At 39.1% G+C, this 26,483-nt stretch carries 26 protein-coding genes and 1 tRNA gene; 14 read left to right on the forward strand and 13 right to left on the reverse strand.

All coding sequences use genetic code 11. The features are described 5' to 3' along the window. The first annotated feature begins 134 nt into the window (after positions 1 to 134). Positions 135 to 1,118, forward strand: coding sequence for a bifunctional DNA-formamidopyrimidine glycosylase/DNA-(apurinic or apyrimidinic site) lyase (gene mutM / locus QY304_02725; GenBank protein WKZ26283.1), 984 nt, complete (start codon positions 135 to 137; stop codon positions 1,116 to 1,118). Here the strand turns inward: mutM and QY304_02730 are convergent. Next, complete coding sequence (locus QY304_02730; protein ID WKZ26284.1) at positions 1,115 to 1,597, reverse strand: TrmH family RNA methyltransferase; 483 nt, start codon at positions 1,595 to 1,597, stop codon at positions 1,115 to 1,117. The genes mutM and QY304_02730 overlap by 4 nt on opposite strands. Positions 1,598 to 1,624: 27 nt before the next feature. Here QY304_02730 and QY304_02735 point away from each other — a divergent pair, with 27 nt between their 5' ends. Both QY304_02735 and QY304_02740 read left to right on the forward strand, forming a co-directional pair. Beyond that, positions 1,625 to 2,029 (forward strand): DoxX family protein, encoded by a 405-nt coding sequence (locus QY304_02735; GenBank protein WKZ26285.1) that lies wholly within the window; start codon positions 1,625 to 1,627, stop codon positions 2,027 to 2,029. Between the two features lie 195 nt (positions 2,030 to 2,224). Continuing rightward, positions 2,225 to 2,297: transfer RNA gene (locus QY304_02740), tRNA-Lys, on the forward strand. A gap of 4 nt (positions 2,298 to 2,301) precedes the next feature. Here the strand turns inward: QY304_02740 and QY304_02745 are convergent. The 3 genes from QY304_02745 to tsaE are packed head-to-tail and all read right to left on the reverse strand — an operon-like array spanning position 2,302 to position 5,907. Beyond that, entirely contained in the window at positions 2,302 to 3,006 is a 705-nt protein-coding gene (locus tag QY304_02745; protein WKZ26286.1) for a hypothetical protein, read from the reverse strand. Continuing rightward, positions 3,003 to 5,399: a DNA polymerase gene (locus QY304_02750; protein ID WKZ26287.1), complete on the reverse strand. Its 2,397-nt coding sequence runs from the start codon at positions 5,397 to 5,399 to the stop codon at positions 3,003 to 3,005. Before QY304_02750 ends, QY304_02745 begins: the two co-directional genes overlap by 4 nt. A gap of 46 nt (positions 5,400 to 5,445) precedes the next feature. Then, positions 5,446 to 5,907 carry a tRNA (adenosine(37)-N6)-threonylcarbamoyltransferase complex ATPase subunit type 1 TsaE gene (gene tsaE, locus QY304_02755; protein ID WKZ26288.1) on the reverse strand — a complete coding sequence of 154 codons (462 nt, stop codon included), beginning with the start codon at positions 5,905 to 5,907 and terminating at the stop codon, positions 5,446 to 5,448. A 68-nt stretch (positions 5,908 to 5,975) separates the two neighbouring features. Between tsaE and QY304_02760 the strand changes: the two genes are divergently transcribed. The 5 genes from QY304_02760 to QY304_02780 all read left to right on the forward strand — a co-directional run bounded on the left by QY304_02760 (position 5,976) and on the right by QY304_02780 (position 10,823). After that, positions 5,976 to 7,652, forward strand: a complete 1,677-nt coding sequence (locus QY304_02760; GenBank protein WKZ26289.1) for a GspE/PulE family protein — start codon at positions 5,976 to 5,978, stop codon at positions 7,650 to 7,652. Between the two features lie 305 nt (positions 7,653 to 7,957). Beyond that, complete coding sequence (gene ruvB, locus QY304_02765) at positions 7,958 to 8,956, forward strand: Holliday junction branch migration DNA helicase RuvB (GenBank protein ID WKZ26290.1); 999 nt, start codon at positions 7,958 to 7,960, stop codon at positions 8,954 to 8,956. Between the two features lie 277 nt (positions 8,957 to 9,233). Then, positions 9,234 to 9,728 carry a hypothetical protein gene (locus QY304_02770; protein ID WKZ26291.1) on the forward strand — a complete coding sequence of 165 codons (495 nt, stop codon included), beginning with the start codon at positions 9,234 to 9,236 and terminating at the stop codon, positions 9,726 to 9,728. A gap of 254 nt (positions 9,729 to 9,982) precedes the next feature. Further along, positions 9,983 to 10,534 (forward strand): YebC/PmpR family DNA-binding transcriptional regulator, encoded by a 552-nt coding sequence (locus QY304_02775; protein WKZ26292.1) that lies wholly within the window; start codon positions 9,983 to 9,985, stop codon positions 10,532 to 10,534. Positions 10,535 to 10,556: 22 nt separating this feature from the next. Beyond that, the gene (locus QY304_02780) at positions 10,557 to 10,823 is read left to right on the forward strand and encodes a hypothetical protein (GenBank protein WKZ26293.1); all 267 of its coding nucleotides are present in this window, start codon (positions 10,557 to 10,559) and stop codon (positions 10,821 to 10,823) included. Positions 10,824 to 10,833: 10 nt separating this feature from the next. Here QY304_02780 and QY304_02785 read toward each other — a convergent pair whose 3' ends face one another. Beyond that, positions 10,834 to 13,332, reverse strand: a complete 2,499-nt coding sequence (locus QY304_02785; protein WKZ26294.1) for a PBP1A family penicillin-binding protein — start codon at positions 13,330 to 13,332, stop codon at positions 10,834 to 10,836. A 77-nt stretch (positions 13,333 to 13,409) separates the two neighbouring features. Between QY304_02785 and tyrS the strand changes: the two genes are divergently transcribed. Beyond that, a complete protein-coding gene (gene tyrS / locus QY304_02790) occupies positions 13,410 to 14,816 on the forward strand; it encodes a tyrosine--tRNA ligase (GenBank protein ID WKZ26295.1) in 1,407 nt (468 codons plus the stop codon). Positions 14,817 to 15,101: 285 nt separating this feature from the next. Here the strand turns inward: tyrS and QY304_02795 are convergent, their stop codons facing one another. The 3 genes from QY304_02795 to dnaA all read right to left on the reverse strand — a co-directional run bounded on the left by QY304_02795 (position 15,102) and on the right by dnaA (position 18,322). Further along, a complete protein-coding gene (locus QY304_02795; GenBank protein WKZ26296.1) occupies positions 15,102 to 15,599 on the reverse strand; it encodes a crossover junction endodeoxyribonuclease RuvC in 498 nt (165 codons plus the stop codon). A 16-nt stretch (positions 15,600 to 15,615) separates the two neighbouring features. Further along, a complete protein-coding gene (gene dnaN, locus QY304_02800; protein WKZ26297.1) occupies positions 15,616 to 16,716 on the reverse strand; it encodes a DNA polymerase III subunit beta in 1,101 nt (366 codons plus the stop codon). Between the two features lie 244 nt (positions 16,717 to 16,960). Then, on the reverse strand, positions 16,961 to 18,322 hold the full coding sequence (dnaA, locus tag QY304_02805) for a chromosomal replication initiator protein DnaA (GenBank protein WKZ26298.1): 1,362 nt from the start codon (positions 18,320 to 18,322) through the stop codon (positions 16,961 to 16,963). Positions 18,323 to 18,422: 100 nt separating this feature from the next. On the opposite strand from dnaA, the gene rpmH reads away from it, so the two are divergent. The 5 genes from rpmH (at position 18,423) to QY304_02830 (ending at position 20,983) form a co-directional block, all read left to right on the forward strand. Further along, entirely contained in the window at positions 18,423 to 18,557 is a 135-nt protein-coding gene (gene rpmH, locus QY304_02810; GenBank protein WKZ26299.1) for a 50S ribosomal protein L34, read from the forward strand. Between the two features lie 17 nt (positions 18,558 to 18,574). Then, positions 18,575 to 18,925 (forward strand): ribonuclease P protein component, encoded by a 351-nt coding sequence (gene rnpA, locus QY304_02815; protein WKZ26300.1) that lies wholly within the window; start codon positions 18,575 to 18,577, stop codon positions 18,923 to 18,925. 73 nt (positions 18,926 to 18,998) lie between these two features. Next, positions 18,999 to 19,526, forward strand: a complete 528-nt coding sequence (locus tag QY304_02820) for a hypothetical protein (GenBank protein ID WKZ26301.1) — start codon at positions 18,999 to 19,001, stop codon at positions 19,524 to 19,526. Between the two features lie 235 nt (positions 19,527 to 19,761). Beyond that, positions 19,762 to 20,508, forward strand: a complete 747-nt coding sequence (locus tag QY304_02825) for a YidC/Oxa1 family membrane protein insertase (protein WKZ26302.1) — start codon at positions 19,762 to 19,764, stop codon at positions 20,506 to 20,508. Further along, positions 20,486 to 20,983 (forward strand): R3H domain-containing nucleic acid-binding protein, encoded by a 498-nt coding sequence (locus QY304_02830; GenBank protein WKZ26303.1) that lies wholly within the window; start codon positions 20,486 to 20,488, stop codon positions 20,981 to 20,983. The genes QY304_02825 and QY304_02830 overlap by 23 nt, the downstream gene beginning before the upstream one ends. Positions 20,984 to 21,000: 17 nt before the next feature. On the opposite strand, the gene QY304_02835 is transcribed toward QY304_02830, so the two are convergent. The 5 genes from QY304_02835 to QY304_02855 are packed head-to-tail and all read right to left on the reverse strand — an operon-like array spanning position 21,001 to position 26,482. Then, a complete protein-coding gene (locus QY304_02835) occupies positions 21,001 to 22,527 on the reverse strand; it encodes a peptidoglycan-binding domain-containing protein (GenBank protein ID WKZ26304.1) in 1,527 nt (508 codons plus the stop codon). Positions 22,528 to 22,534: 7 nt separating this feature from the next. Then, complete coding sequence (locus tag QY304_02840) at positions 22,535 to 23,224, reverse strand: hypothetical protein (protein WKZ26305.1); 690 nt, start codon at positions 23,222 to 23,224, stop codon at positions 22,535 to 22,537. Positions 23,225 to 23,233: 9 nt separating this feature from the next. Continuing rightward, positions 23,234 to 24,235, reverse strand: coding sequence for a hypothetical protein (locus tag QY304_02845; GenBank protein WKZ26306.1), 1,002 nt, complete (start codon positions 24,233 to 24,235; stop codon positions 23,234 to 23,236). Between the two features lie 13 nt (positions 24,236 to 24,248). Beyond that, on the reverse strand, positions 24,249 to 24,647 hold the full coding sequence (locus QY304_02850) for a hypothetical protein (protein ID WKZ26307.1): 399 nt from the start codon (positions 24,645 to 24,647) through the stop codon (positions 24,249 to 24,251). A gap of 2 nt (positions 24,648 to 24,649) precedes the next feature. Then, positions 24,650 to 26,482 carry a DUF87 domain-containing protein gene (locus QY304_02855; GenBank protein WKZ26308.1) on the reverse strand — a complete coding sequence of 611 codons (1,833 nt, stop codon included), beginning with the start codon at positions 26,480 to 26,482 and terminating at the stop codon, positions 24,650 to 24,652. Position 26,483 lies beyond the last annotated feature (1 nt).

Consider the following 26,483-nt stretch of genomic DNA (forward strand, 5'->3'; position numbering starts at 1 on the left):
AGTATCCCATCTGCGACAGGCTTCGCCCGGCAAAGGATGAGCTATTCGCTCACGCCTGTCGCATGTAAATCAAAAGGTGAAATTGGAGCGGGATGCTCAAAAATTATATTCATTAACATTCATTAATTTTTGGCATGCCAGAACTACCCGAAGTCCACACAACCGCAAAAATGCTAAATAATCTTCTGTCCGGACGGAAGATTTTAGATGTCTGGACAAGTTATGGAGGGGTGATTCACGAGGGCAAAAATCATATAAAAAACAGAAAATATTTTTCTGGATTTAAGAAAAAAGTTGTTGGTGAGAAAGTGAAGAGTGTCAGCCGGCGGGGTAAAAATGTTTTGATTCATCTTTCAGACAACAAAACAATTTTAGTTCATATGAAAATGACGGGCCACTTACTTTTCGGTAGCTATCGAAAAGTAAGTGGAAACTCTAAGTCCGAAACTCTAAATTCTAAACAAGCTCAAAATTCAAAATCTAAAATTACAAACAGCTGGGAAAAAGAAAAATGGATGCCAAATGAACCGGCAAAATCACCACTTTGGGATCCTTTCAACAGATTCGTTAGATTGGTTTTTATCCTCTCTGGCAAAAAACACTTGGTTCTCTCCGATGTTCGTAAATTTGCCAAAGTTTGCTTGATTGAAAAGGATGAAAAAACTGACATTGATACGCTTGGGCCGGAGCCACTTGAAAAAAGTTTCGGATTTTCGAATTTCAAGTTTCAACTTATGAAAAAACCAGCCTGGAAAATCAAAACCGCGCTAATGAATCAAGAACTCATCGCCGGAGTTGGAAATATTTATTCAGACGAAGTTCTTTGGCTTGCCGACATTCATCCGGAAAGCCAAGTTTCAAAAATCCCAGAGAAAAAAAAGAAAATTTTGTTTCAAGAGCTAAAAATAATTTTAAAGAAAGGAATTGAATTCAGTGGCGACTCAACATCGGACTATCGCCGGCCAGATGGTCAACGTGGGTCTTTTCAACACCACCATAAGGTTTACCAAAGAAAAGGAGAAAGGTGCCTTAAAAAGAACTGTGCCGGAACAATTTCCAGAATTGTCGTCACCGGCCGTAGCGCTCATTTCTGCCCCAAACACCAAAAAAAATACTAAATTTCCAAAATTCTAAATAGAGCGATGCCGGTAGCTACCGAAACGTTGAGAGACTCTTTTTTACCCTTCATCGGAATTTCAGCCACAACGTCGCTTAATTTTAAAACTGATTCTGGCAGACCATCTACTTCCCCGCCCAAAACAAAAGCGGCTTTTTCTTTGGCTGAAACTGTTTTGTAATCAACTGAATTTTTGGACTGTTCGATTGAGATAATTTGAAAACCTTCTTTTTTAAGATTTTTTAAAACTTCTAAAGAAGATTCGGCTTTCTCCCAAGGAATGTTTTTTTCAGCGCCGAGAGCAACTTTGGCCAAATCTTTTCTCGTCCGACCGAAACGATCTTTTGGAGTCGGTGTTACGCCTACTAAATAAATTTTTGAAACGCCGCAAGTATCAGCGGTTCTAAAAATAGAACCAACGTTATGAACGCTCCGAATGTCACACAAAATTAAAACTGTATCTTTTTTACTGTTGGCCATTGACTATTTTTAAGATAAAATGTGAGCATGCTTAATCCTTTCCCTGAACTTTTAACTTACGGACTTATGGCGCCATTTATTCTGCGTCTAGTTGTCGGTTACTTATTTATAAATCTTGGCTACTTGAAACTGACCTCGGAAAAGGGTCGGTGGTTATCTTCTGTCAGTTCTTTAAGATTAAAGCCGGCGGAATTTTTTGTAAAGATTTTTGCTTTGATGGAAATTATTGGTGGAGCAATGCTTTTTATCGGTCTTTACACCCAAGTCGCTGCTTTGGCTTTGGCATTTTTGACCTTTAGCGAGCTTTATGTTGAGTATAAAGAAGAAAGTTTGCTTAAAAGAAATCTGGTTTTTTATCTTTTGCTTTTTGCCATCTGCCTTTCTCTTCTTTTTTCTGGAGCGGGTTTCTTGGCTTTTGACTTGCCGCTTTAGAATTTTTTGATATATTTTAGTTTTGTAAATCTGCCTAAAGCTGTTTTGGTAGGTATGAAGTTAGTTATTTCCGATTATAGCTGTTTTGGTAGGTATGAAGTTAGTTATTTCCGCTTATAGCTGTTTTGGTAGGTATGAAGTTTATTATTTCCGATTATAGCTGTTTTGGTAGGTAGGTATGAAGTAAAAATATATCCGCCCATAGCTCAATTGGTAGAGCAGTTGACTTTTAATCAATTGGTTGTAGGTTCGAGTCCTACTGGGCGGACAAGTTATATCTTCAAAATAAATTTTTCTAGACTAGAGAGAAAATCTATTTTGCCTAAATGGGCTTCGTGATAAAGCGAATTCAAACCAGAAGAAAGTTTTTTCAAATCTTCGGCTGAAAAATTCTTTGAAAATTCCTTGGCTTTTTTATAAGGAAACGATTTTAACCCGCTCTCGGCTTCATTTTTTGAATCCAAGACAATCAAAATATTTTTTACCTGCCAAAAAAGCACTCCCAGAATTTCTTCCGGAGTAAAGCCGGCTGTTTGGGCTTTTAGAAAAAGAATCCAGAATTTTTTTCGATCTCTTCGACCAAAAGCGTCTGAAAGACTATAGAGATTAAAAGGTCTAATCTCCGGTAAATCCATCTTCTCTATTTTTGCTTTCCCTTTCAAAACTTCAGTTAGTTTTTTTTCTTCTTCCGTCTCCAATAAAACAAACACATTAGGAGACTCTGAAAAACCTAAGACGCTCTCTAAAAACAAATCTCTAAATTCAGATACGGAAAAAATTTGGTCAAAGACTGCGATAATTTGTTTTTCAAAAAGACCCTGCCCTTTAATCAAGTTTTCAATTTCAGACCGAGAAAAATTATCCTGAACAAAACGTAAAACAGAATTACTACCCGTCTTTTCTTGAAATTCTCGGATCAAATCAGCCAAACGCCTGTTTTTCTTTACGTAGTCATTACCAAAAAGCGCGATTATCATATTTTACTTTTGAGAGGTTTAAGTTCTAACCAATTTTTGCCGACTTCTGCGCTTGCCAAAAGCGGCACCCCGTTTATTTCTTTCGGATCCAAAACTCTTTCCATAATTTCTTTAATTTTTGGTACTAATTCTTCCAATAAATCGTTATGAATTTCGTAAACCAACTCATCGTGAATCTGCAAAACCAAACGAACTTTATCTTGCAATTCATTTTCCTGAACATATCTATCAACCCCAATCATCGCCAACTTTATTATATCGGCTGCAGTCCCTTGGAGAGGTGCGTTAACTGCCATTCTTTCCGCCGCTGAACGAATATAATCTATACCGGACCTAAGCGCCGGAAAGTATCGACGACGTCCAAAAAAAGTCTCTGTGAAGCCATTTTTTCTGGCTTTTTCTTTTACATCTTCCAAATAAGTGGCTAGGGTTGCAAACTTTTTAAAATAATCATCAAGAAATCTTTGAGCTTCCTCCCTACTTGATCCCAAACTAAGACGCAAGGCGTTTACCCCCATACCATAAATAATTCCAAAATTTATAACCTTGGCTTTACGCCTCATTTCATAATTAACTTTTTCAATTGGTACTCCAAAAACCTCTGAGGCTACGGCGCTGTGGATGTCGCCATTTTCGTGAAAAACATTAATTAATTTTTTTTCGCCCGAAAGAAAAGCTGCAACTCTAAGCTCAATTTGCGAGTAGTCAAAAGCCGAAAGCTCAAAACCTTCCTCGGCGACAAAAGCTTTTCGTATCCTTTTACCCAGTTCAGTCTTTATTGGGATGTTCTGCAAATTCGGAGAGTTTGATGACATTCGCCCAGTTGTTGTCCCGGTTTGAGAAAATTTGGCATGCAGTCGACCGTCGGCAGACAGCATTTCTGGGATGTTGTCTATATAGGTTGAGAGAAGTTTCTGAAATTCTCGATACTCCAAAATCAGGGGTATTACCGGATGCAAGTCTTTCATTTTCTCTAATTCTGATTCGCGTGTTGATTTGGCGCCAGTTGAAGTCTTTTTCTGGTTTTTCGGCTTAAGCTTTAGGTTTTCAAAAAGAATAACCCCCAACTGTTTCGGAGAGTTGATATTAAATTCCAAACCGGACAATTGCCAGATTTTCTTCTCTAATTTCGAAAGCTCTGTGTGATATTCACCGGAAAGCTCTTTCAGAAAGGAGGTGTCAATTTTTATTCCCCGATCTTCCATCCTCTCAACAACTGAAATGAGAGGAGTTTCAATTTCTTCAAATAATTTTTTTAAATTTCTTTTTTCTAACTCGACAAAAACTTTTTCTTTTGCCTTCTCAAAAGAATCGGTTGATGCAAATCTCAAGACATCTTCGGTTGTTGGATTTGTAATGTTAGAATCCAACAACCAAAGAGCCACGAGTGTTTCTTTTAAATCTTTTTCTGGAATCCTATAATTTTTGGAATGGTCAATAAGTTCCAAACGAGGGTCTTCTTTTTTTTCTGAAAAATCATTTTTAACTCTGTCAGCCAAAGCCCTGAATTCTAAATCTTCAAAAATCTTCAAAATTTTTGATTTGTCCAAAATTTTCACCCACTCTTTTTCTGGTAATTTAAAATCTATCGGCACCTCTCTGTTTATAAGCGCCAAAGTTTTAGAAAATATGGCTTCTTCTTCGTTGTTTAGCAAAATCTCTATAATTCTCTTTGAAACTCCAACCTTCTCAAATCTCTCCGGCGCTCTTTTCAATTCTTTGTACATATCCTCAATAGTCCTGAATTCTTTTATTAAAATACTAGCGGTTTTTTCCCCAATACCCGGCACCCCAATAATATTGTCAGATGGGTCACCCCTCAAACCCTTATAGTCAGGTAGGAGTTCTGGACCAAAACCAAACCTCTCTCTCACGCCGTTTTCATCATAAACTACTGTATCTTTTATTCCCTTTTTTAAGGTATATACTCTGACTTTATCACCAGAAACCAACTGCAAAGTGTCCATGTCGCCAGAAGCGATTATGATTTCAAGGTCTTTCTGTTTCTTTAGTTTTTCTACTATTGTTCCCAAAAGATCGTCAGCTTCGTATCCAGGCATCTCATAAGTTGGGATACTGAAACTTTTAAAAACTTCTTTTGATTTTTCAATTTGCCAGATTAAATCTTCCTTGGTCTTGGCTCTTTTGGCCTTGTATCCCTCATAAGCTTCGTGGCGGTAGGTCGGCTTGCCGACATCAAAACAAGCAACTATGTAGTCCGGCTTAAATTCAGAAATAATTTTAAGAAGCATAAGGGATAGACCGTAGAGAGCGCCGGTCGGCTCACCTTTATTGGAAGAAAAGTCTGGTAGAGCATGATAAGCTCGATGAAGAATAGCTTGTGCGTCCAAAAGGACCAGCCGTTTTTTATCTTTGTCTTTAGTTTTAGTCATTTTTAAGTTCAAAGATCAAAGTCCCAAATTCAATTTTTGAGTTTGATTAGAACCCAAGGTTTAGGTTTTTAATTGACTTGATTTCTCTCTCCGACTCGTTTACAACTCTTAATCTAATGATAACAGCTCCTTTAGGAATCACACTAATCACATTTTCCGGCCACTCAATAAAAACTAAGTTGTCTTGTTCGGAAACAATATCCTGCCAACCAAGACTCAAAAGCTCGCTTCCAGACTTAAGTCTGTAAGCGTCAATGTGTATAAGGTTCTTGAAAGACGGGGTGTTGATTTTATAACGTTTCAAAATTACAAAGGTGGGGCTAGTGATATGCTCTTTGATTCCGAGCGCTTTTGCCAAAGACTTTACAAGGGTGGTTTTACCGGCTCCAAGCTCACCGGAAAGACATATGATCACGGCTTGTTTACTCTGTTGTTTTGAATAAAGTAGCTTGACCAAATTTTTTGCAAAATCGTCAGTCTCTTTTAAGCTTTTTGAAATAAACTTCATAAAACAATTTTAACAGACAAAACGACCATTTGTTCAAACACGCTAAAGGGGTTAAAATGTACTTGATTATGGCCAAATTTCAAGAAGAAAAACAGAACCTGAAAATCGAGGAATTAAGAAAGTCCGAAGCAGAAGAATTGGCCCAAACTCTTTCTTCAAAGTACGGTCTTTCGTATATTGATTTAACAATAAGTCCAATAAATATAGAAGCCCTGAAAATTTTAAGTGAAAAAGACGCTAGAGCGTTCGGGCTTGCTGTTTTTGATGTCATAAATAAACGCCTGAAAATCGGCATCTTAGCACCCAACAATCTAAAAAGTCGAGAAATGATAGAATCTCTAAAAAGAAAAGGTTACCAGATAGAGTTGTACATGGTCTCTCAAGAGGGTCTAAACAGGGCGTGGGAAAGATACGCTGATCTTCATACATCAGTAAAAACAAGAAGTGGCGCTCTCGATATTTCCAACGAAGGTCTTTTAAGTTTGATAAAAAACGCCAACAGTCTTGACTCAATAAAACAGCTTGTAGAAAAAAATCTGGTTTCAAAAGAGATTAACCGGACCTCAAAAATTCTTGAAGTGATATTAGCCGGCGCTTTGTCTATAAAAGCTTCAGATATTCACTTGGAGCCGGAAGAAAATTATGTTCGCCTGCGCTTTCGATTAGACGGAGTCTTAACCGACATCTTGAATTTTGATAACGCAACATACAAACTTTTATTGTCTAGAATAAAACTTCTTTCGGGGCTGAAGCTAAACATAACAAGCCAAGCTCAGGATGGGCGATTTAGTATTATTTTAAAAGACGAAGAAATAGAAATAAGAACCTCAATTTTACCCGGAGCTTATGCCGAAACAATAGTTTTGAGAATCCTGAATCCAAAAGCGATATCCGTGTCTTTAGAAAATCTAGGCATGCATCCACGTCTGTTGAAAGTCTTACTTTACGAAATAAGTAAGCCAAACGGTATGATTTTAACCACTGGTCCAACTGGCTCTGGAAAGACAACAACCCTTTACGCCTTCCTAAAAAAAATCCACCAGCCGGGAATTAAAATAATTACAATTGAAAATCCGATTGAATACCACCTACCGGGAATTGTCCAAACACAAACCGACAACAAAGAGGGTTACACCTTCCTCTCTGGTTTAAGAAGTGCTCTGCGACAAGACCCAGATGTCATAATGGTTGGCGAAATTCGAGATTCTGAAACAGCTTCGGTCGCCATCAACGCCGCTCTTACTGGACACTTGGTTTTTTCAACACTCCACACCAACAATGCCGCCGGCACCTTCCCTCGCCTCATAGACCTGAAGATAAATCCGAAGGTTATAACTTCGGCAATCAATGTAGCTATGGCTCAACGCCTTGTAAGACGGCTTTGTCCTAAGTGCCGAAAAGTTAAAAAATTGTCAGGGCAAGAGAGAAGTTCGGTTTTAAAAATTTTGGAGTCTATAAAAGAAAAAAGCTACCTTGAAAATCTACAAACAGAAAATGTTTGGGAAACCCAGGGTTGCAAAGAATGCAACTTTACCGGTTTTGCCGGAAGAGTTGGGGTTTATGAAGCTATAAGAACCGATGAAAAAGTTGAGGGAGTAATACAAAATAATCCGAGCGAGCGAGAAATAAAAAAAGCGGCAGAAAATCAGGGGCTTTTAACCATGGCGCAAGACGGAATAATTAAGGTTTTTCAAGGAGTTACGTCTATAGCTGAACTTGAAAGAGTGGTTGAACTGCTAGAATAAAAAGGTGTGAATTGCGATATTGATTTCTGATTTATTACGTGAAATGATCAAGTAATAAAAAACACAAACCTCTAAGCAACACTTTTAAGTGGAACAAAAAAGCATGGTTGATAGCTAGGGATAATTTCAGCCAAGACCAAAAGGTCCCCGCTAAAAACCAAAAGGCCCGGAGGCCCGTTGCTTAGAGGTTTGTGTTTTCAATTTGCCAAATTTCTTAGGCACAACCATCCTAGCATAAAACATGGTTTATGTCAAATGTTTTAAACTTTCAAAAAATAGTAAAATGACAGAATAAAAAGACAAGTATGGGAAAAAAAGAGGTAGAAGAAAAAAACGATTTTCAATATTTAGACCAAAAACTTCGACCGAGTAGGTGGGATGAATACATAGGCCAGAAAAATATAAAAGATAATTTGCATATTTTGCTCTCGGCAGCGAAAGAAAGAGAGCATCCACCGGAACATATTCTCTTTTATGGCCCGCCCGGGCTCGGTAAAACAACTTTAGCGCATTTAATTGCCAAAGAAATCAGTGCTCAGATAAAAATAACTTCCGGTCCAGCGATTGAAAGGGTCGGAGACTTGGCTTCAATTTTAACCAATCTCTCACCGGGCGACATTCTATTTATTGACGAAGTCCATCGACTGAACAAAGTCATTGAAGAGGTTTTGTATCCGGCTATGGAGTCTGGCACCTTAGATATTGTCTTAGGTAAAGGACCTTCAGCCCGTACCGTGCAGTTAGAATTGCCACCCTTCACCTTAATTGCCGCTACCACCAGAGTAGCGCTTATTTCCTCTCCGCTTCGTAGTCGTTTTTCCGGCGGGATTTTCCGCTTGGAATACTACAACCAAGAAGAAATAGCCGAAATCGTCAGACGGTCAGCAAAAATTTTGGGAATTGAAATTGATGACAAAGCGGTTTTGGAAATTGCCAAGCGCAGCCGCTTTACGCCTCGCACCGCCAATTATTTTCTTAAGAGATGTCGCGATTATGCCCAGATTAAAAAACGAGGGCTGGACGAGAAAACAGCAAAAGAGGCTTTAGAGCTTTTGGGAATTGATGAAATGGGGCTTGCATCATCTGACCGAAAAATTCTTGAGGTTATCGCCGAAAATTTTAAAGGCGGACCGGTCGGGCTTAACACCCTTTCAGCTTCCATTTCCGAAGAGATGGCAACGATCGAGGAATACAACGAACCGTATTTAATCCAGATCGGCTTTTTGGAACGCACCCCTCGCGGTCGCTCATTAACCGATCTTGGCTTTAAACATTTAGGTCGCAAAAAAGAGGGGTTGTTTTAAAAAAATATAAAGGTTCCTCGAGTCAAGCCCCAAGGGTAATGTACAAACAACTTTTGGCACCTTTAATAAATACACACAGGTAGTTTTAAGTAGTTTTAATGTACCCAAAAACAATAACATACCCATTAATAACATGTCCATTTCAGTTCAGGCATTTTCAAACAATCTATGACGGCCGTCATAGATTGTTTGAAAATTTAATTCTTGATGTTAAAATTAATAAAGCAAGAAATAAAAGAGAAGAAAGTATAAAAAATAATTAAGACAAATAAAAAATATGATTTACAGGGGAACAATAACTGAAATGCTCCTTAAAGCCCTTCTTTACAAGACCCACTCTTTCAGAGAGGTTGAAGAAATGGTTAAAAAATATAAACCTAACAAAGAGGTTTCCCGAATTTCAATTTTAAACACTCTTTATAGGTTGAAAAAGAGGGGTTTGGTCACCAAAACGGCTTCCGGCTGGTCGGCAAACAAGACCACTAAATCGGCACTTGCTAATAGAAGTAATTTTAATAAAAATTATTTTTCTAAAAACAAAAAAGATGGACAGATAAAAGAAATGATTGTTATGTATGATATTCCAGAAAATCTAAGAGCAAAACGGGAGCGCTTACGAGAAGGATTAAAAGCTTTAGAGTTTAAACAAAAACAGCAAAGTGTTTGGATTGGACCAGCCCCATTACCAAAAGAGTTTATTAAATATCTTGCTGAATTGAAAATAATAAAATTTATCAATTTTTTTCAAGTCAAAGAAAAGGATATTGTTTAATCAAACATTTTAAGACGGCCGTCTTAAAATGTTTGATTAGTAAAACAAAATTTTATTAATTAATATTATTAATTAATTCTCTGTTAACCAGTGATTTAAATTCTGTTAACTGGTATCAAAATACTATGAATTGGAATTCAAATTGTAAACTAGTATCTAAAAGAAGTCTGTTAAAACCATAGAAATACGAAAATAAGAAGCGAGAGATAAATATGTTACTATCTATAAAATTGAAGTTTAAAATTTATTAAAATATGGCAGGTCACAACAAATGGTCAAAAGTTAAGAGAAAGAAAGCGGTTTCGGATGCTGAAAAAAGTAAGGTCTTCAGTAAAATCGTCAAGTTAATCAGCAGTGAGGCAAGAAAATCCGGCGGAGTTGAATCAGCCGGACTTAAAACGGCAATTGAAAAAGCCAAGGAAGCTAACGTACCAAAAGATGTCATTGAACGGGCAGTTAAAAAAGCTAAAGAAAGTGCGCCACAAGAGTCAATTACCTACGAAGCATACGGGCCGGGCGGAGTAGCTTTGATAATAGAAGCACTGACTGAAAACCGAAACAAAGCGGCGGCCGAGGTAAAACACATTCTTTCCAAGCACGGCTTTTCTTTGGCCTCGCCGGGAAGCGCCACCTGGGCTTTTCAAAAAGACCCGGCATCCGGCAACCCTGACGCAATGATCGGGGCAGGTTGGCAAGCAACAACAATGATTAAGTTGTCAGAAGAAGATGGTGAAAAACTCGGGGCCTTGATTGACGATTTAGAAGAAAACGACGAAGTGCAAGAGGTTTTCATGAATGCCGAATAAAATTGAAAAATATTTTTAATTGATGAAAAATTTATCGGACTTCCTTAAAAAATTCAGGGTTCTGGTGAAGGACGACAGTGAATTGAAAAAAATAATTTCTGAATCTTTCAAATCGGCTGCCGGAATTGCCACAGAAACTGAAAGTTTTGAATTTAAAAACGGAATAATATCTTTGAAATCAGAAAAATTTAGCCCTTCACAAAAAAATGCTGTTTTTTTAAGAAAAAAAGAAATTCTTTTGGAAATAGAAAAAAGAAGCGGAAAAAATTTCAAAGACGTAAGGTTCTAATCAACAAGAATTAGTCCGTGATGGAAAAAGAAATTTCTGTTTCAGACTTGTTGAAAACAGAGTCGTAAACAACCGCCCTCAAAACATTTTCTCCAAACGGCGCCCCAACCTCTTGTGGCACAAAGGAGAAAGTAAAGTTTGGTGCGTCAGCGCTTCCCAAAAAGCCATCGTTTAAGAAAAACTCAATTTTATTCCTTGGATAGAATCCATTGGTACTTGTCCGAACATTAATTTTTTGGTTGGCCGAATACTCGCGACCTGACAGTGGCTCATTAACGCTAATACTTGGGAATCGTTCCGGAACATGAACGTCGTCAAACTCTGTTGGTAAATCAGCTTCAGTCAGCTCTCTTATCCCCTGCCTTACCACCCATTCTCTAACTGGAAAATCCCAGAGTTGGTATTGGGAATCACGCGCCGGGTTTATGGGTCTCTCACCTCTTGGATTGTCTTTGTCCAGCCAATGAAGAATGGTTCTGATTTCGCCGATAACAAGTTCTTCCAGGGTTTCTTTTGGAGTGAACTCCGTCGCCAGCTTGCCGGAAATTTTATCAACCAAGAAAGATTCGCCACCCTGCCAGACACCTCTCAAAACAGGTTTCAAGTCTCCTGTTTCAGACGGAGCGTCTAGAGATTGGCTGGAGAATTTCTCTGCCGGAAACATTGGCAAAACTTCTTCCATAAAAGCTCTCCAAAAAGGCGCGATAATAAAACCTGCAATTTGTTTTTCCATCGGAGAATTATCATTATTTCCAGCCCAAGCGCCAACAGCTAGGTTCGGTGTATAACCAACAATCCAAGCATCACGATAATCATTGGTCGTTCCAGTTTTAACAGCTACTTGCTGGTTAGCAAAGTGGAGTGGAGAGTTTTGCCCAAAGGCCGGAGCACGAGCTGAATTGTCTGAAAGAATATCTGAAATTTTACGAGCCGTGTCTTCAGATAAAACTATTCTGGGCTCCAAAGTATTCTTTTCTAAAACATTACCTTTTGAATCCATAATTTCCATTATTACCGAATGCGGGATGCGGACCCCATCATTGGCAAAAACCCCATAGGCACTTGTCAGGTCAAGAAGTGCGACCTCGCCACCACCTAAAACTAGGGTCAATCCGTATCTGTTGGCATCTCCCAAATTTTGAATACCCATGGCGCGTGCCAGATTTAGTGTTTCTTGGAGCCCGGCAAGATAGAGAGTCTTAACGGAAGGAACATTGACTGATTGTGCTAGGGCCTCTCTCATAGTAATCGGCCCGCGGAAAACATTATCGTAGTTTTGAGGCATATAACAATTTGCGCCGACACCTTGTGGGGAACAGCCAGTGGTAAACACTGTCGGCAAATCAAACAAAGAAGTTTCTGGTGTATATCCCTTATTGAAAGCCGCGGCATAAGCAAAGGGTTTGAAAGCCGAGCCCGGCTGTCTGAAAGCTGTTGCCACATTAAAATTACCATCAATCTCTTCGTCAAAATAATCGCGTGAACCAACCATAGTTAAAATTTCTCCGGTTTTTGGTGCAACAACAACTAACGCGATGTTTTCGGCATCAAAATTATCTTTGTTTCTTAAAGCAAAATCTTTAGCCAGATCTTCGGCCTTCTTTTGCATTTCATAATCAAGAGTCGTTATAACCTTTAGACCGCCACTTTCCAAAACCTGCCGACCATATTTGCTTTCAAGAAGCTCTTTTACATACATTACAAAGTGCGGGGCTTTTATACCACGATCCTCTCGAGGTCTGAATTTTACTTCTTCTGAAACGGCGCTCTGATACTCATCTTGAGTGATAAAGTTGTACCTTAGCATTTCTGTAAGCACTAGATTCTTACGACCCTCCAGTCTCTCTCGATTATCTTTTTGATAAGGTGAGTAAAAAGATGGGGCTTGCGGCAAAGCAGCAAGATAAGCGGCTTCCGCCAAAGTTACATCTTTTGCTTTTTTACCAAAAAAAGCATTGGACGCCTCTTCTACACCGTAAATATTTCCACCGTAAGGACTTTCGTTCAAATACAAAGCCAAAATTTCGTCTTTAGAAAGCAAGTTTTCAAGCTTAACAGCCAAAACCCACTCTTTTATTTTTCTAGAAATTTTTTTCTCGGTCGTAAGTAAGGAATTTTTTATAACCTGTTGGGTAATAGTTGAACCACCTTGTCTAAACTGAAGCGAGCCAAGGTTAACAAAAACCGCGCGCAAGGTTGAACGAATCTGGATTCCTTTGTGATTATAGAAATTGGCGTCTTCTATGGCCAAGGTCGCAATTTTAATATTCTCTGATATGTCTTCAAGTGGAACAATTGTTCTTTTAATATCTTGAGATATGTCAAAAAGTAAAACCTCGCCGGTCCGATCGTATATTTTTGTAGACTGAATCACTTTTCTTTCATCAAAAGACTGCAGATCGGGAATTTTGAAAGTTGATATCCAAACAGCCAAAGACCCAAGGATTAAAAACCCAGCAATTAGAACCCATAAAAATAAAATTTTAAGCCCGCCCCTTAACCACTCCATCTTGATTTTTAAATAAGACAACAACAGATAAAAATATTACCACGAATCAGCAAATATGATACATTTAATACAAAATTATGAAACCAAACCCTAAAGAAATAGCGTCTTTCTTCTCAAGAGGTGTTTATCAGTTTATTGACCCAGACGATGTTTTTCAAAAAAAACTGAAGGAGAAAATTTCCGGAAAATACCAAAAACCACTAATTGTGAAGTGGGGGGTAGATCCAACCCGCCCAGATCTTCATCTAGGGCACGCTGTTATCTTAAGGAAACTAAGACAACTTCAGGATTGGGGTTGTAAGGTTGTTTTTTTGGTTGGAGATTTCACTTCCTTGATTGGTGATCCAACGGGAAGAAATAAAGTTAGACCGGAAATTGAACAAAATGAGGTAGAAGCTAACATGAAAACTTATTTAGAGCAGGCCGGAAAAATCTTAAGAACAGATAAAGACTCTTTTTCCTGGATAAGAAATTCGGATTGGTTTACTTCTCCTACCGACCTTAATTTGCCTGAAGACTACAAAGTTAATTTAGAAATAGACAAAAAAGGAGAGAAAACCAGCGCGCCGATAAACCCGAACTCATTTGTCGGCAAGGCAATTGTATTTGAAAAGACCAGAATGCAAATCGGAATTTCCGAACAAAAAAAGGTAGCGGTAATAACTTTAAAAAATTTTTTGTGGTTTTTAAAAAAAACAACCCACGCCAAACTAATTGAAAGAGATATGTTCCAAGAGCGACTTAAATCGGGACAAGAACTTTACGCGCACGAATTAATGTACCCGGTTCTCCAGGGAATTGACTCTCAAATCATCGCGCAAATCTACGGTAGCTGTGACATCGAGGTTGGAGGCAGTGATCAAGTTTTCAATATGCTTTATGGGCGCGACACGATGAGAATATCCGGACTCTCACCTCAATCTGTCTTGTCTTTTAAGCTTCTGGAAGGAACAGGTGGTAAAGAAAAAATGAGCAAAAGCTTAGATAATTACATTGGGATTAATGAGTCACCAGAAGAAATTTTTGGGAAGACCATGTCCATACCTGACAACTTGATAACCCAATATTTTATCCTTTGCACCTATACCCCGGAGGAAGAAATAAAAGAAATAGAGAACAAACTTGAAGATCCAGAGAATAATCCAAGAGACTTAAAATTAAGGTTGGCAAAAGAAATCACAGCAATTTACCACGGACAAGATAAAGCTAACAAAGCTGAAGAAAGTTTTTTAAAAATTTTCCAAAAAAAATCAGTGCCAGAGGACATGAAAACCGTTGAGGTTATGAAGGGAGAAAAACTGTCAGAAATTCTAAAAAAAGAAGGATTGGTAAAATCAAAATCGGATTTCAGAAGATTGGTACAAGAAGGGGCTGTTGAAGAAGTTAGTAGCGAACAAAAAATTTCTGACCCTGAATTTAAAATTTATGAAGAAACCTCAATAAAAATAGGAAAAAGAAGGTTCGTTCGAATTCAGCCAAAATAAAGTACCTTACTGAACCCAAACTTCATTCTGAATTGCCAAAAAACAAAATCCCCATAGCGGGGGTTTTGTTTTAGTATCTACATCTCCTCTTCGTCTTCATCATCTCCAATATCATCATCTTCAGTATCCTCGGTTTCTTCCATTTCGTTTAATTCGTCTCCCATGTTTTGGATTATTTAACATGATAAGTCGGCGACCACCTTCGTATATCCGAAGGTAAATCATTTTTAGCAGATTTATTTTTTTTTGTAAACGTCATTTTTAGAGCCTGTGGATAACGAGCTACTACCCCAAATCAGAGAACCTAAACGAGGCGCAAGCGGTAAGACCAACAGCGATTGCATCATATTCGTCGTCCTCCAACTTCCCCTTTTTCTCTATTTTTACAAGTCTCTTAACCATCTCTTCAACCTGCGACTTATCACTTCGGCCATAACCAGTTACCGCAATTTTTACCTCAAGAGGGGAGTAATGTTTTGTTTGCATTCCAAAAAGCATAGCTTCATACAAAATAATTCCACGCGCCTCCGAAACAAGCAGAGCAGTTTTTTGATTTTTATTAAAAAATAAATTTTCCATTGCCAGCAGGTCTGGCGAAAAATCTTTTGAGACTTTTTTAATTTTTTGGCCAATTAAAAGCCATCTCTTTTCCTTGTCAGATTTTTTCGTAAAGAAACACTCCGAATGAATAAGTGTTTCTTTCCCGCCACGGACTTTTTCCAAAACAGCAATCCCCAGTTTTTCATAGCCCGGGTCAACAGCCAGAATTCTTATTTTTTGCATTTTAAAAAATAGGAAATTACCTATTCATAGGCATCACCAGATACAAGAAGCTCTTGTCCCCTACACCGCGTATAACCATCGGTTTAGATACATCATTTAAAGAAATTGACACGCTGTCAGAAGAGATAGAGCTCAAACAATCAGCAATATACTTTATGTTAAAACTTATATCCAACTCCTTGCCAGAAAGAGCGGCGTCCAACTTACAATTGTTCTCTCCCAACTCCGAGTGTCTCGTCCGAACCTCCAAATCCTTTTTTGCCGGAGAAACTAAAAAGTTAATTTGATTGAGCTTGTCAGACCAGACGTTCGCCAACTTCAGTGCCGAAATTAAATCTTGACGCAAAATTACAGCTTCGGTCTCAAACTCCTTAGAAATAATTTGTTTGTAATCCGGAAAAGAGCTATCAACCAGACGGGAGGTGATATAAATTCCGTCAGAGCTTAGAGAAATCTGATTTTTATCCAAAAAAATGTTTGTTTCGCCTGTCTCGTCTTCTAAAACCCTGACAATCTCAAGAGCGTTTTTATAAGGCAAGAGAACATTTCCAAAATCCTTATTTTGCTTCACTTTTATTCTTTTTTCCGCCAAACGAAAAGAGTCTGTAGCCACAAAAACCATTTCACCGGAGTCGGTGTAGATAAAAACACTCGACAACTCTGGCTTTATGGAGGACTGTGTTGAGCTATACCAAACAGATTTTAAACCGTTAGTAAAGTCCTTGGTTGAGACTGAAAAGGCGTCAGATTTTGTCTCTGGAATCGAAGGGAAGTCGTTAATATCTTTTGTTTTTATAACTGATCTGTTTTTTTCAGTTGCGACCACTATTTCTCCGTCTCTGCCCTCAATTTTTATATTTTTGCCGGATGGCAAGTTTGTCAAAAGATTATTTAAAATTTCCCCAGGGACAGCCACCGAGCCAGGTTTTTCTGTTTTTACCGGAACATCCAAACAAACCCCGATTTCAAGATTAGTGGCCTTAATAGTCAATCGATTATTCTTGTTCTCCAAAAGTAAACAACTCAAAATCGGTAGTCCTGGATTTCTATTTGTCGCTAGTCGACTAGCTTTGGAAACCGCTTCTGATAATTTGTCTTTTGAACATTCTAGTTTCATTTTATTTTTCTATATTATTTCTTAATTATTTATTGTTATTTTTATTATTATCTTTGTTGATAAGTGGAAAAGTGTTTTTTGTCTTTATTTCTAGGCCTATTTATTTTTTGTCAGTGTGTAAATGTTGTTTAAAAGTCAGGCGATCTTCCAAATAAGTTGTTTATAAAAAACCACCGTCCTTAAAATTCTTTGAGATATCAGTCGTTTATCCACGTGTTTGCTTTTGTTTTTCCACATCATTTTTTCAACTAATAATCGACCTTAGTTGCTCTATTTCTTTAAATAAAACGCTGTCGTTTTTTATCTCCCCTCTTATTTTCTCGCAAGAATGAATTACGGTTGTGTGATCTCGCCCACCCAACTTCTCACCGATTGATGGATAGGAAATCCCAAAATCTTCCCTAAGGAGGTACATTATTATTTGTCTTGGTTTTATAACCTCCTTTTTCCTGGTTTTTTCGTATATGGTTCCTTCTTCCATATTATAAAAATCGGAAACAATTTTAATAACCTCTTTTACCGACAGTGTCTTTTTGGGTTTAGAGCTGTGGCGTAGAAGATTTTTTACGTCGTTTAGAGTTAACTCCCTGTTTTTAATTTGGTGTTGGCAGGAGATCGTGTTTAACGCTCCCTCAAGTTCCCTAACGTTTGAAGTGATGGTTGAGGCGATGAAGTCTATTATCTCCTGCGAGAGCTCAATATTGAGACTTTTGGACTTGGTTTTAAGTATCGCTGCTCTTGACTCATGGTCAGGAATAGGAATATCTACAATCATTCCAGCGCTAAATCTGGATTTTAATCTATCTTCCATATCAGGAATGAAATTCGGGTGCTTGTCTGACGAAAATATTATCTGTTTGTTGCTATCGTGTATGTTGTTAAATAAATGGAACAGCTCTTCTTGAGTCTTTTCTTTGCTGGAAAGAAACTGAATGTCGTCCATTATCAAAACATCGTATTTTCTGTATTTTTCCTTAAAATTATTGACCTTGTTAGTCTGCACTGAATTTATGTAATCCATAGCAAATTTTTCAGATGTCGCATAATGAACTCTTTTTTCCGGGTAAGAAGTTTTTATTTGATTCCCTATTGCTTGAATAAGGTGGGTTTTACCGACCCCCGTGTTGCCGTAGATAAAAAGAGGGTTGTAAACTAAACCCGGCTGTTTGACAATTGCTTGGGAGGCGGCAAAAGCAAGTTCGTTAAACGGACCGACGACAAAAGAATCAAAAGTGTATTTTGGGTTTAGATTGTCCTCTCTGTTTATATGAAACTCCCCGAGAGGAAGTTCTTTGTTTGCAATACCCCTGACAGACACGGGTTTTGAGGGTGACTCAACACCTCTTTTTTTGGGGTCAGTCGGAGAGATGTTGTATTCAAGCGCTCGAACATCGTCAGACAACTTTCTTATGGTTTTTAGTATGAAATTGTGGTGCTTTGAGGAAAGCCATTCCTTAACAAAAGCATTCGGCACGCTCAAAAAAACCACCCCGCCATCCTTTTTTGATATTAAGGTATCTTTAAACCAGGTATTAAAATTGGCAGGAGAGATACTCATCTCTATTTCGGCCAAGGCGTTTTCCCAGAGTTTTTTGTTGTCGTCCATAGTTTTGCGTTAGTAATTATATCTTTTGATTTTGATTTTGAAACTTGTTAAAAAGCTCCAATTGTGTTTATAATATGTTTACAAGTTGTTAATAAAATTTATGGCTAAAGCAAACAAACTAAAAAGACGAAAAAGATCTAGAGCCCACGGCTTTCTGGGAAGGATGAAAACTGCTAGTGGAAGACGCACTATCAGATTAAGGAGGCGGAAAGGAAGAAAGAATCTCTCCGCCTAACCCAACTTTTGTTTTTTATGCTCCCCTCTTCTCTTAGAGTCAGGAAAGAGTATTTTCGGGAAATTTTTAAGAGTGGAAAATTTTTTCCTAGCAAAAACCTGACTATTGTAGTCTTGGAAACAAAAGAATTGGCGCAAAAACAAAGCCGGTTTTCTTTTTCAATCTCCTCCAAGGTCTCCGGAAATGCTGTTGATAGAAACAAACTGCGTCGGCGCGGCTACGCGGCGGTCAAAGACTTAATTCTCCAGATAAAACCGGGCTTTTTAGCGGTTTTTGTTCTAAAAAAAGGTGCCGAAAAGCTGAATTTTGAAGAATATAAGAAGGAAATAGAAGATCTCCTAAAAAAATCTAGCTTGACAGACAGGTAACAATTTGATAGGTTTTGCCAGGAAATGAACCTAGACAGAAGCTCGGAGCTTTCTGTCGGACAGAACAAGGAGAATGAGCGTGGAGTTGCTTTTGCTTAAGGGAATCTTAGGAATGATTATTTCCGCGGCAGCTGGGTTCCTTACAGCGATCGTGGGCGTTGTAATGTGCGCAACCCTCTTCAAGAAAGAGATTCAGTTAAGAACAGCCCTTCTTTTCTTCGGAATCCCCACCTCTGTGATTATCTTCCTCATCCTGATACCGTTTTCCCATATTCTCATCTCTGAGGAGAGGAGAGAGGTTGAGGAGGCCAGGAAAGCCTACGCCGAAGAGAATTTCGGGAATGCCCAAGTCGGCGACTTCATCCTCCATTCTGACGGCACGGTTGGCGTTATCCTTTGGGAAACCTCGCACGGTCTGCGTGTCCAATACCTGGAATCTGCGGGTGTTGGAGGAGGAGGACTACTCCCCTTTAAGCTCCACCCACATCTCGTCGAAGGGTCAATCCTAATCCCCTACGGCGCCGGCGAGGAGCCGAGCCACGAATGGGCCGAGGTTGCCCAACAGTACTTCGCACCGGTTATCTCAAGGCGAGAGCGGTAAGGCTCGTCTAGCCGGAGGAATGAACGGCAAGACCCCCTTGAAACCGCACGTGGCAAGCAGACACGGTCTGCACCGCGCGCGGTTTTTTCTTTTCAATATTCGAAAATCTCCAGTGGTCTGACCGCTGGGAGTTTATTGACTAACTTGCGAACTTTCGAAGTCCGCAAGTATGTGATAACGAGACGTCACCTCGCGGAAGTTTGGAATTTTACTGAAAATGGATTAAAATACCGAGATGTCTTGGTTATATAACACTCTGATGTATGAGCCCCTATACAACGGGCTTATTTTTTTGATGGACATCGGGGCTGATGCCGGTGTGGCAGTTGTAGTCTTAACCTTGATTGTTCGTTTTATTCTGTTCCCTCTTTCCAGAAAAGCGGTTATAACCCAGCAAAATGTAAAAAGATTTCAACCGGAAATAGATGCAATAAAAGAAAAGTACAAAAAAGATCGGCAAGAACAGGCCCGCAAAATTTTAGAGCTTTACAAAGAAAAAGGTATCAACCCGTTTTCCAGTTTTTTTCTAATTTTAATTCAGCTCCCAATCATTTTTGCTTTGTACCGAATTTTTTGGGCTTCCGGTTTGCCGGAAATTAAGCAAAATATTTTGTATTCTTTTGTGCCGGTTCCTGAATCTGTCAACATGGTATTTATCGGAATTTTTGATATTGCTTCTAAAAGCTGGGTTCTGGCGGTTTTGGTTGGCATAACAACTTTTGTCCAAATGAAGCTTTCAATGCCAGCTTTGAAAGGGGCTAAGCCGATAGGTCAATCGTTTAAAGATGATTTAGCGCGCAGTATGAATATCCAAATGCGATATTTTTTTCCGGTAATTTCCATATTTATTTCCTACACTCTATCTGGCGCTATCGCTCTCTACTGGCTGACGAGCAACTTGTTTACCATTGGCCAAGAAATTGTTATAAAAAGAACAAACGGAATTAAATCAGAAAAAAATGGAAATAAACAAAAACAATGAAGAACAAGGTGAGAGCTTGGCCTATTGTTTAGAGGTTAAAGGTGTAATTGAAGAGATGCTTTGTCGAATGAGAGTTGATTACGATGAAATAGAGGTTTTCAAGGGTCTTTCTGATTCAGGCCCGAAGTTTGTGGTTAAAAGTCAGGAGTCTGGAATTTTAATTGGTCACCATGGTGAGAATTTGCGTGCCTTCAGTCACTTGGTTAGAAGGATAATTTTCCAACGAAAAAATGGTGTTACCAGATTTACTCTTGATATAAATAATTATCAAGAAGAGTCAGCAAAGAAAATAAGAAATAAAGTTATTTTCGTGGCAGATGAGGTAAAGAAAAGTAAAAAACCTGTTGAGCTTGAACCGATGTCGGCTTATGAAAGAATGATAATCCACTCCTTGTTTTCTTCCGACCCGGAAATTCAGACAGAATCAATTGGTGAAAAATCGGAAAGGCGGGTTGTTATTCGACCCAAGACTTAAGTTTAAACAATCAACTTTTAGTTTAATTTGTAGGCCCAAAGAGAGTGGTCTTTTTTGTTAATGAAGAACAAGAATTCTTCATTGTCATCCATCAGTAGATTGGTTGCGTCTGCGTCTTCTAATAAAAACATTGGGTATACATTATTTTTTTCCAAATTTATTTCCCACAAAGCGTCTTCAAAAGAAACTAATCCTTGGAGCCAGCTGTCGGGGTAAATGGCTCCCGTCGGAACTGACTCCGGGGTGGCGCAATAAATTAAGTTTTCATTTTTCTTGCTCCAGACACATTTTTCGGTGAAAGTTTCAAGGAAATTCAAATCTGGTCGCTCTTTGTTTTCTAGGTCGAGAACTCTTAGGAAGATTTTGGCGTTATCAAATCCGGAATAAAGAAATCGGTCTCCGTTGGGGCTTGCCAGAACCGACAAGCCGAAAACTTCACTAAGAATTTTTCTTAGACCACCGTTCGTGTTTAAAACATACGCACTACCCGGGAAGATAAAAGACGGTTTAGTTGTAAGAAGTATTTCATTTTCGGAAATCGCTTCAGCCGACCATTCTTTTGCTGGAGACTCAAAGACTTGTTCTCTCTCGGTTCCGTTTGGGTTAGAAATAAAACCAACAGACCCCTCGCTGTCTTCCAAAATATAGAAAATTTTATTTGATTCGGGTAAATATGTAAGATTTTTTATGTCTGTCGGCAGGAAGGTCAAAGAGGTTTTGTAAAGACCTTCCCCCTCTTCTTCAACCACAATCGGCTTTTTGGCACCAGTTATTTCGTTTAATTTTTCTCTAGTCCTCTCATCGACAACTCCGTTTGACTCTTCTATGGTTGCATATTTTTCTTGAAATCTTTCAACCGCGGCTTTGGTGGCCGGACCGAAAATTGAGGTTTCTAATCCAGGACTGCCACTACCGGAGACCGCGACTCTGGTATCTGGGTCTTGGTTTAAAACTCTTTGCAAGTTCAATACCGCCACTCCAGTGCTCCCCTGTTGTAGTTCGGTTGTGAATTCGTAGCCGGAAATAATTCCGCCGATTTCAGACTCGGGACTTAGAATTTGCAAAGCGACACTCTCTATTGTTTCCCGGTCTTCTTTTAAAAATCTTAAAATGGCGGTGTCTGTGCCGGCCCAGACAGCTTCTTGGATTTTTGGCAAGGTGGTGTTGGAAATTCTAATCAAATTAGCGGAATAAGAGCCTGTTTCCCAAATATGGCCGGTGGCGCGGTCTATAAATCTAACAAAAATTTCTCCATTTTGACTGAAAACATTAAATCCGGCGATTGGGTTTTGAGAAATTTTAGATAGTGGTGAGTTAAAAATTTGTTCTGTGGGGCTGAATTCATTTTCTCCAACCTCTTCCTGGGTCGGAGTAACTGGTCTTAAAGTCGGCGTTTCGGAAGTTCGGCCAAAAGGAAAGAAGTCGCGGATGCTCAATCCCGAATTTTCTTCTCCCGGCGCTTGGCGAGTAGCAAGAATAAAGAAAGTAAGCGCCAAAACGGCAACAACTATCAGGATAATTAAAATTACTTTCTTTTTTTTCATATTTATATTAATCCGGAACGCGCTCACAGACATAAGCAATGCATTTAGGTGGTCCGGCGTATATTGGCCATTGATTGTCTCTTATTTTATCCCAGCACTTCTTACTTGATTCAAACGTATCCTCAAACGGTCCGAAACTTGTCCTCTTTCCACCACAGTTTCTTGTTCCCGGAATTCGTGTGTCTATTCTAAATATCCTATAATTTCCCGGCGGGTCACCAGTGTCTTTTAAGACATCATTTACTCCACCCACAATTGGATCTTCTAATGGAGGTGGTGGTAGCAGCTCTTCCTCTTCTTGTACGCTTTCTGGTTTTGTTATGTTCAATTTGAGGGAAAGTAGGTCTGGATTAATGGTATAGAGGATAATCCAAGCGGCGATAGCCAAGAAAAGTCCGATTAGCGCCTTGCTGATTTTTTCTTTACCGTCTTCTTTACCAGAAAAAGAACCAGAGGTTATGTATTGTATCCCACCAATCATTATAACGAGAACCGCCAAAACGCCGGTAATTCCAATTGCCAAGGCAAAAGCCCCACTTAAATAATTAGCCAGAACAACCGGCTCATTGTTGGGTGTAACGCCAGGGATTGGCGCTAGTGGAACGTACCCGGTATCTTGCGCTGTGGCGAATAAAGGCAGAGCGCTTAAAACAGAAAGAACGAGTATTAGAATTATCAGATTTTTATTTTTCTTCATACTAAAAAACTATTCGGTTAGATTTAAAATAATTTCTGATTGCCCAGTCTGCAGAAGTTTATTTTTATGTCTTACACTTAAAGAAATTTCAGCTTGGCCGGTAATTTGTCCTTCTTTTCGTAAAGTTAAAGAACTCCTGTTTCCGGCGGATTGCCCTGCTTGGCGCCAAGAATATTCCAAATCATTACTGTTCTTGAGCGATGCTGAAAAAAAATATGGCACAGCAGACAGAGTAATTTCTCTATCTTTTAATTCAAAACCCAGAACCGCCCTGTTCAGCATAAGTCCGTATAGAGGACTGTCTTCATAAATTATAACCCGTGGGTTGGAGTTTACGATCCTTGCGGATTTTTCAGCTCTGATTGAGCCGTCCGAATTTGAAACCTCGACCTTTATGTTTAAAGGTCTTGTTATCGGGCCGGTACTGATGGTGATTTTATCTTTTCCTAATCCAGAATCTCTTTGCAATAAAGTGTTGTCTCTATACCATCGGAAAAATAAATTTTGAGGATTAATTCTTTGGCCACTACTGTTTAAAAATATGGGAAGAGCTGATATTGACACCTCACTTCTGTCGGTGAAAATTGCTCGACCTTTGTAAAACGGCGGGGTGTAGGTTTCGGCGTTCCAAATCAAATCAACTTCGGCCGATCTCATACTTACTTCCCTTCTGAACTCCTGTCCACTAAGAGTTGTTAATTCTAAGACAAGGCGGGTTAATTCTCCCAGCTGGCCTGATTCAAATTCAAATTCCGTTTCGCCGATACCACTTTTTGCCAATTCGCCGTTCAGGAACCATGAAATGTTAGCTCGCTTTAAGTCTGTGAGATTCATCTCGACGCTGGCGAGCACTGTTTCCAATGGCGCTGGATTGGCTGGTTTTAGATTCAAAACAAGAAACTCATCAAGAATCGGCATTTGGGCACTTAAAAGTGATGGCGAAAATAAGAAAATAAGAAATGTAAACAAGAAATAAGTTTTTTTTACGGTTTCGACTGTTTCAAATTTCATATGTTAAATTTTATCATAATTTGGCGATCGAGCTCATTCCAGACTTACTCTTTTTAGTTGTCCAAATTGTTATAGCAACCGAGCCGGTTATAGCTGGTAACATGTTTACAAGTGGGATCAGGGATATGACAAGACCACTTCCCATCGCGGCGATTCTTTTTCCAGTCATTAATTTCACTCCCTTCATCATAAACCACAGGAAAAACACAATATAAGCCATTCCACCTATGACAATGCTTATGATCTGGCCGATGACGGGAATTAAATTGATTAAAAAAATAATTAGATCAAAAAACAATGCGGTGCCAATCATGAGATAAATTGAGCCAAGCCCAATTTTCTGGCTCTCGTCTTCCGAGCCCGAAACTGCTGTTGGTTTTTTAAGATTTGGCTTTGGTGTTTTGTCGGGCATTTTTATTTTTCACTCTCCTTCTCTTCCAATTCTTGCTTGGCTTTTTTGATGGCCAGAATTTGCGATGGGTCGGAAGTGATAATTTGGTCTTCGGTGTAAGAGGCGATGATTTTTATAGCTACGTGCTTTAGTCCGGCAAAGAAAATTCCCTCTCCGACACCAGATTCCAAAAGCAAAAACTTTTCTTCGTCGGTTAGATTAAAAACCTTCTGGAGCTTCTCTATAACCGTCGGCGATTGTTTTAACAAAATTTGAATTGAAGAATTGGTGATAATCGGTAAACCGTAAGGTGACCTTAAGAAGTCATCAACGTCTTGAGTGATTGTTGAAAGACCAAGATAGTATTTTCGGCCTCTTTTGGCTAAGCTCAAAAGGAATGAAGCGGTATCTTCAGACTTCATCATCCACCACGCTTCGTCAATGACCAATAACCGTTTCTTCAGCTCTTTTCTGATAGCGTTCCAAATGTAGTGCATTACGATGTACATAGCCACCGGCTTGAGCTCATCCTCCATATCTCTTAAGGAGAAGACCACAAATTTATTGTTGATATCTATATTGGTCGGCTGATTTATAAAACCAGACCAAGTACCAACTGTGTATTTGGTCAGTCTTTGGGCCAAAGATTCTGCGCCACTCATTCCCTTTAAAACCATTTCAAAATCTGAAAGCAATGGCGCTTCTACGTTTGAAAAATTGGATTCCGGTGTGATGTCTCTTAAGGCGTAAGTTTCTGTGATGGCGCGGTCGATGATTGCGTCTTCTTCCGGTGTTAGACCGCCGAGCATCAGACGGAACAAGCCGACTAAATTTATAATGTGTGAACGCAGAACGTCGGCATTTGATTCATCCTCGCCGGCTATTGGCAGGTCAAAGGGGTTTATGTGGTGCTCGGAAGTTAAAGAAATTTTGAAATAGCGCCCTCCGATAGCGTCGGCCATGTATTCATATTCCCTCTCCGGATCAATAACCATAACATCGGCATCAAACATTAAAGTTCTTAAGATTTCCAATTTTGTTGCGTAACTTTTGCCGGAACCGGATTTGGCAAAAACAACCGAGTTATAATTTTCCAGAGAAAATCTGTCAAAAAGAACCAAGCTTGAGTTGTGCCGGTTTATTCCGTAAAGAATTCCTCTGTCAGACGTTAAGTCAAAGGAAATAAAAGGAAAAACACTGGAGAGAGGTGAAGAGTTTAATTTTGAATGGACTTCTAAAAGGTCTGTGCCGATTGGGACAACGCTTTTGAAACCTTGTTCTTGCTGGAAGAGCGCGGGTTTGACATATACCAGTTGGGCTTCCAAAACTGATTTTATTTCTGTTTCTATTTTGTCTAACTCCTTCTCATTATCTGCATAGATTGAAATGTATAGTCCGACATCAAAAATTTTTTCTTGGGCCTGCTGAAGTTGGTCTCGAAGATTTTCCAAGTCTTGGTAGGCAGTATCAAGCATTGGGTCTCTAACCATTCCCTTTTCCTCTCGGCCATGTATCTGGCTTTGAACTTCGGCGACTTTTTTTTGAAATTGTTTGAGGATTCTTGCGGTGTCTATTGGGTGAACAAAAATTGAAACATCGTAAATTTTATCCAGGTTTATAATCGGTGAAAACCAACCTTCCGCTAGGTATCTCGGGTAAGAAATTACAAAATATGTTCTGGCGATTTTATTGCCGAGATTCAGTTCTCGAGGACTGACTTTTAGAGCGCTTGGCGCGATGACGTCTTTAAGCTCCAAGACGCTCGCCTGGTAAAGCTCTTGGGGCAATTTTAAGATCTCCTCATCCCCACCTCCTTTCTCTTTGTTTTTCTTTTTAAATATGCTTAAAATTCCCATT

The sequence above is a fragment of the Candidatus Paceibacterota bacterium genome (assembly GCA_030583745.1).
Lineage (GTDB): Bacteria > Patescibacteriota > Minisyncoccia > Phycocordibacterales > BOKC01 > BOKC01.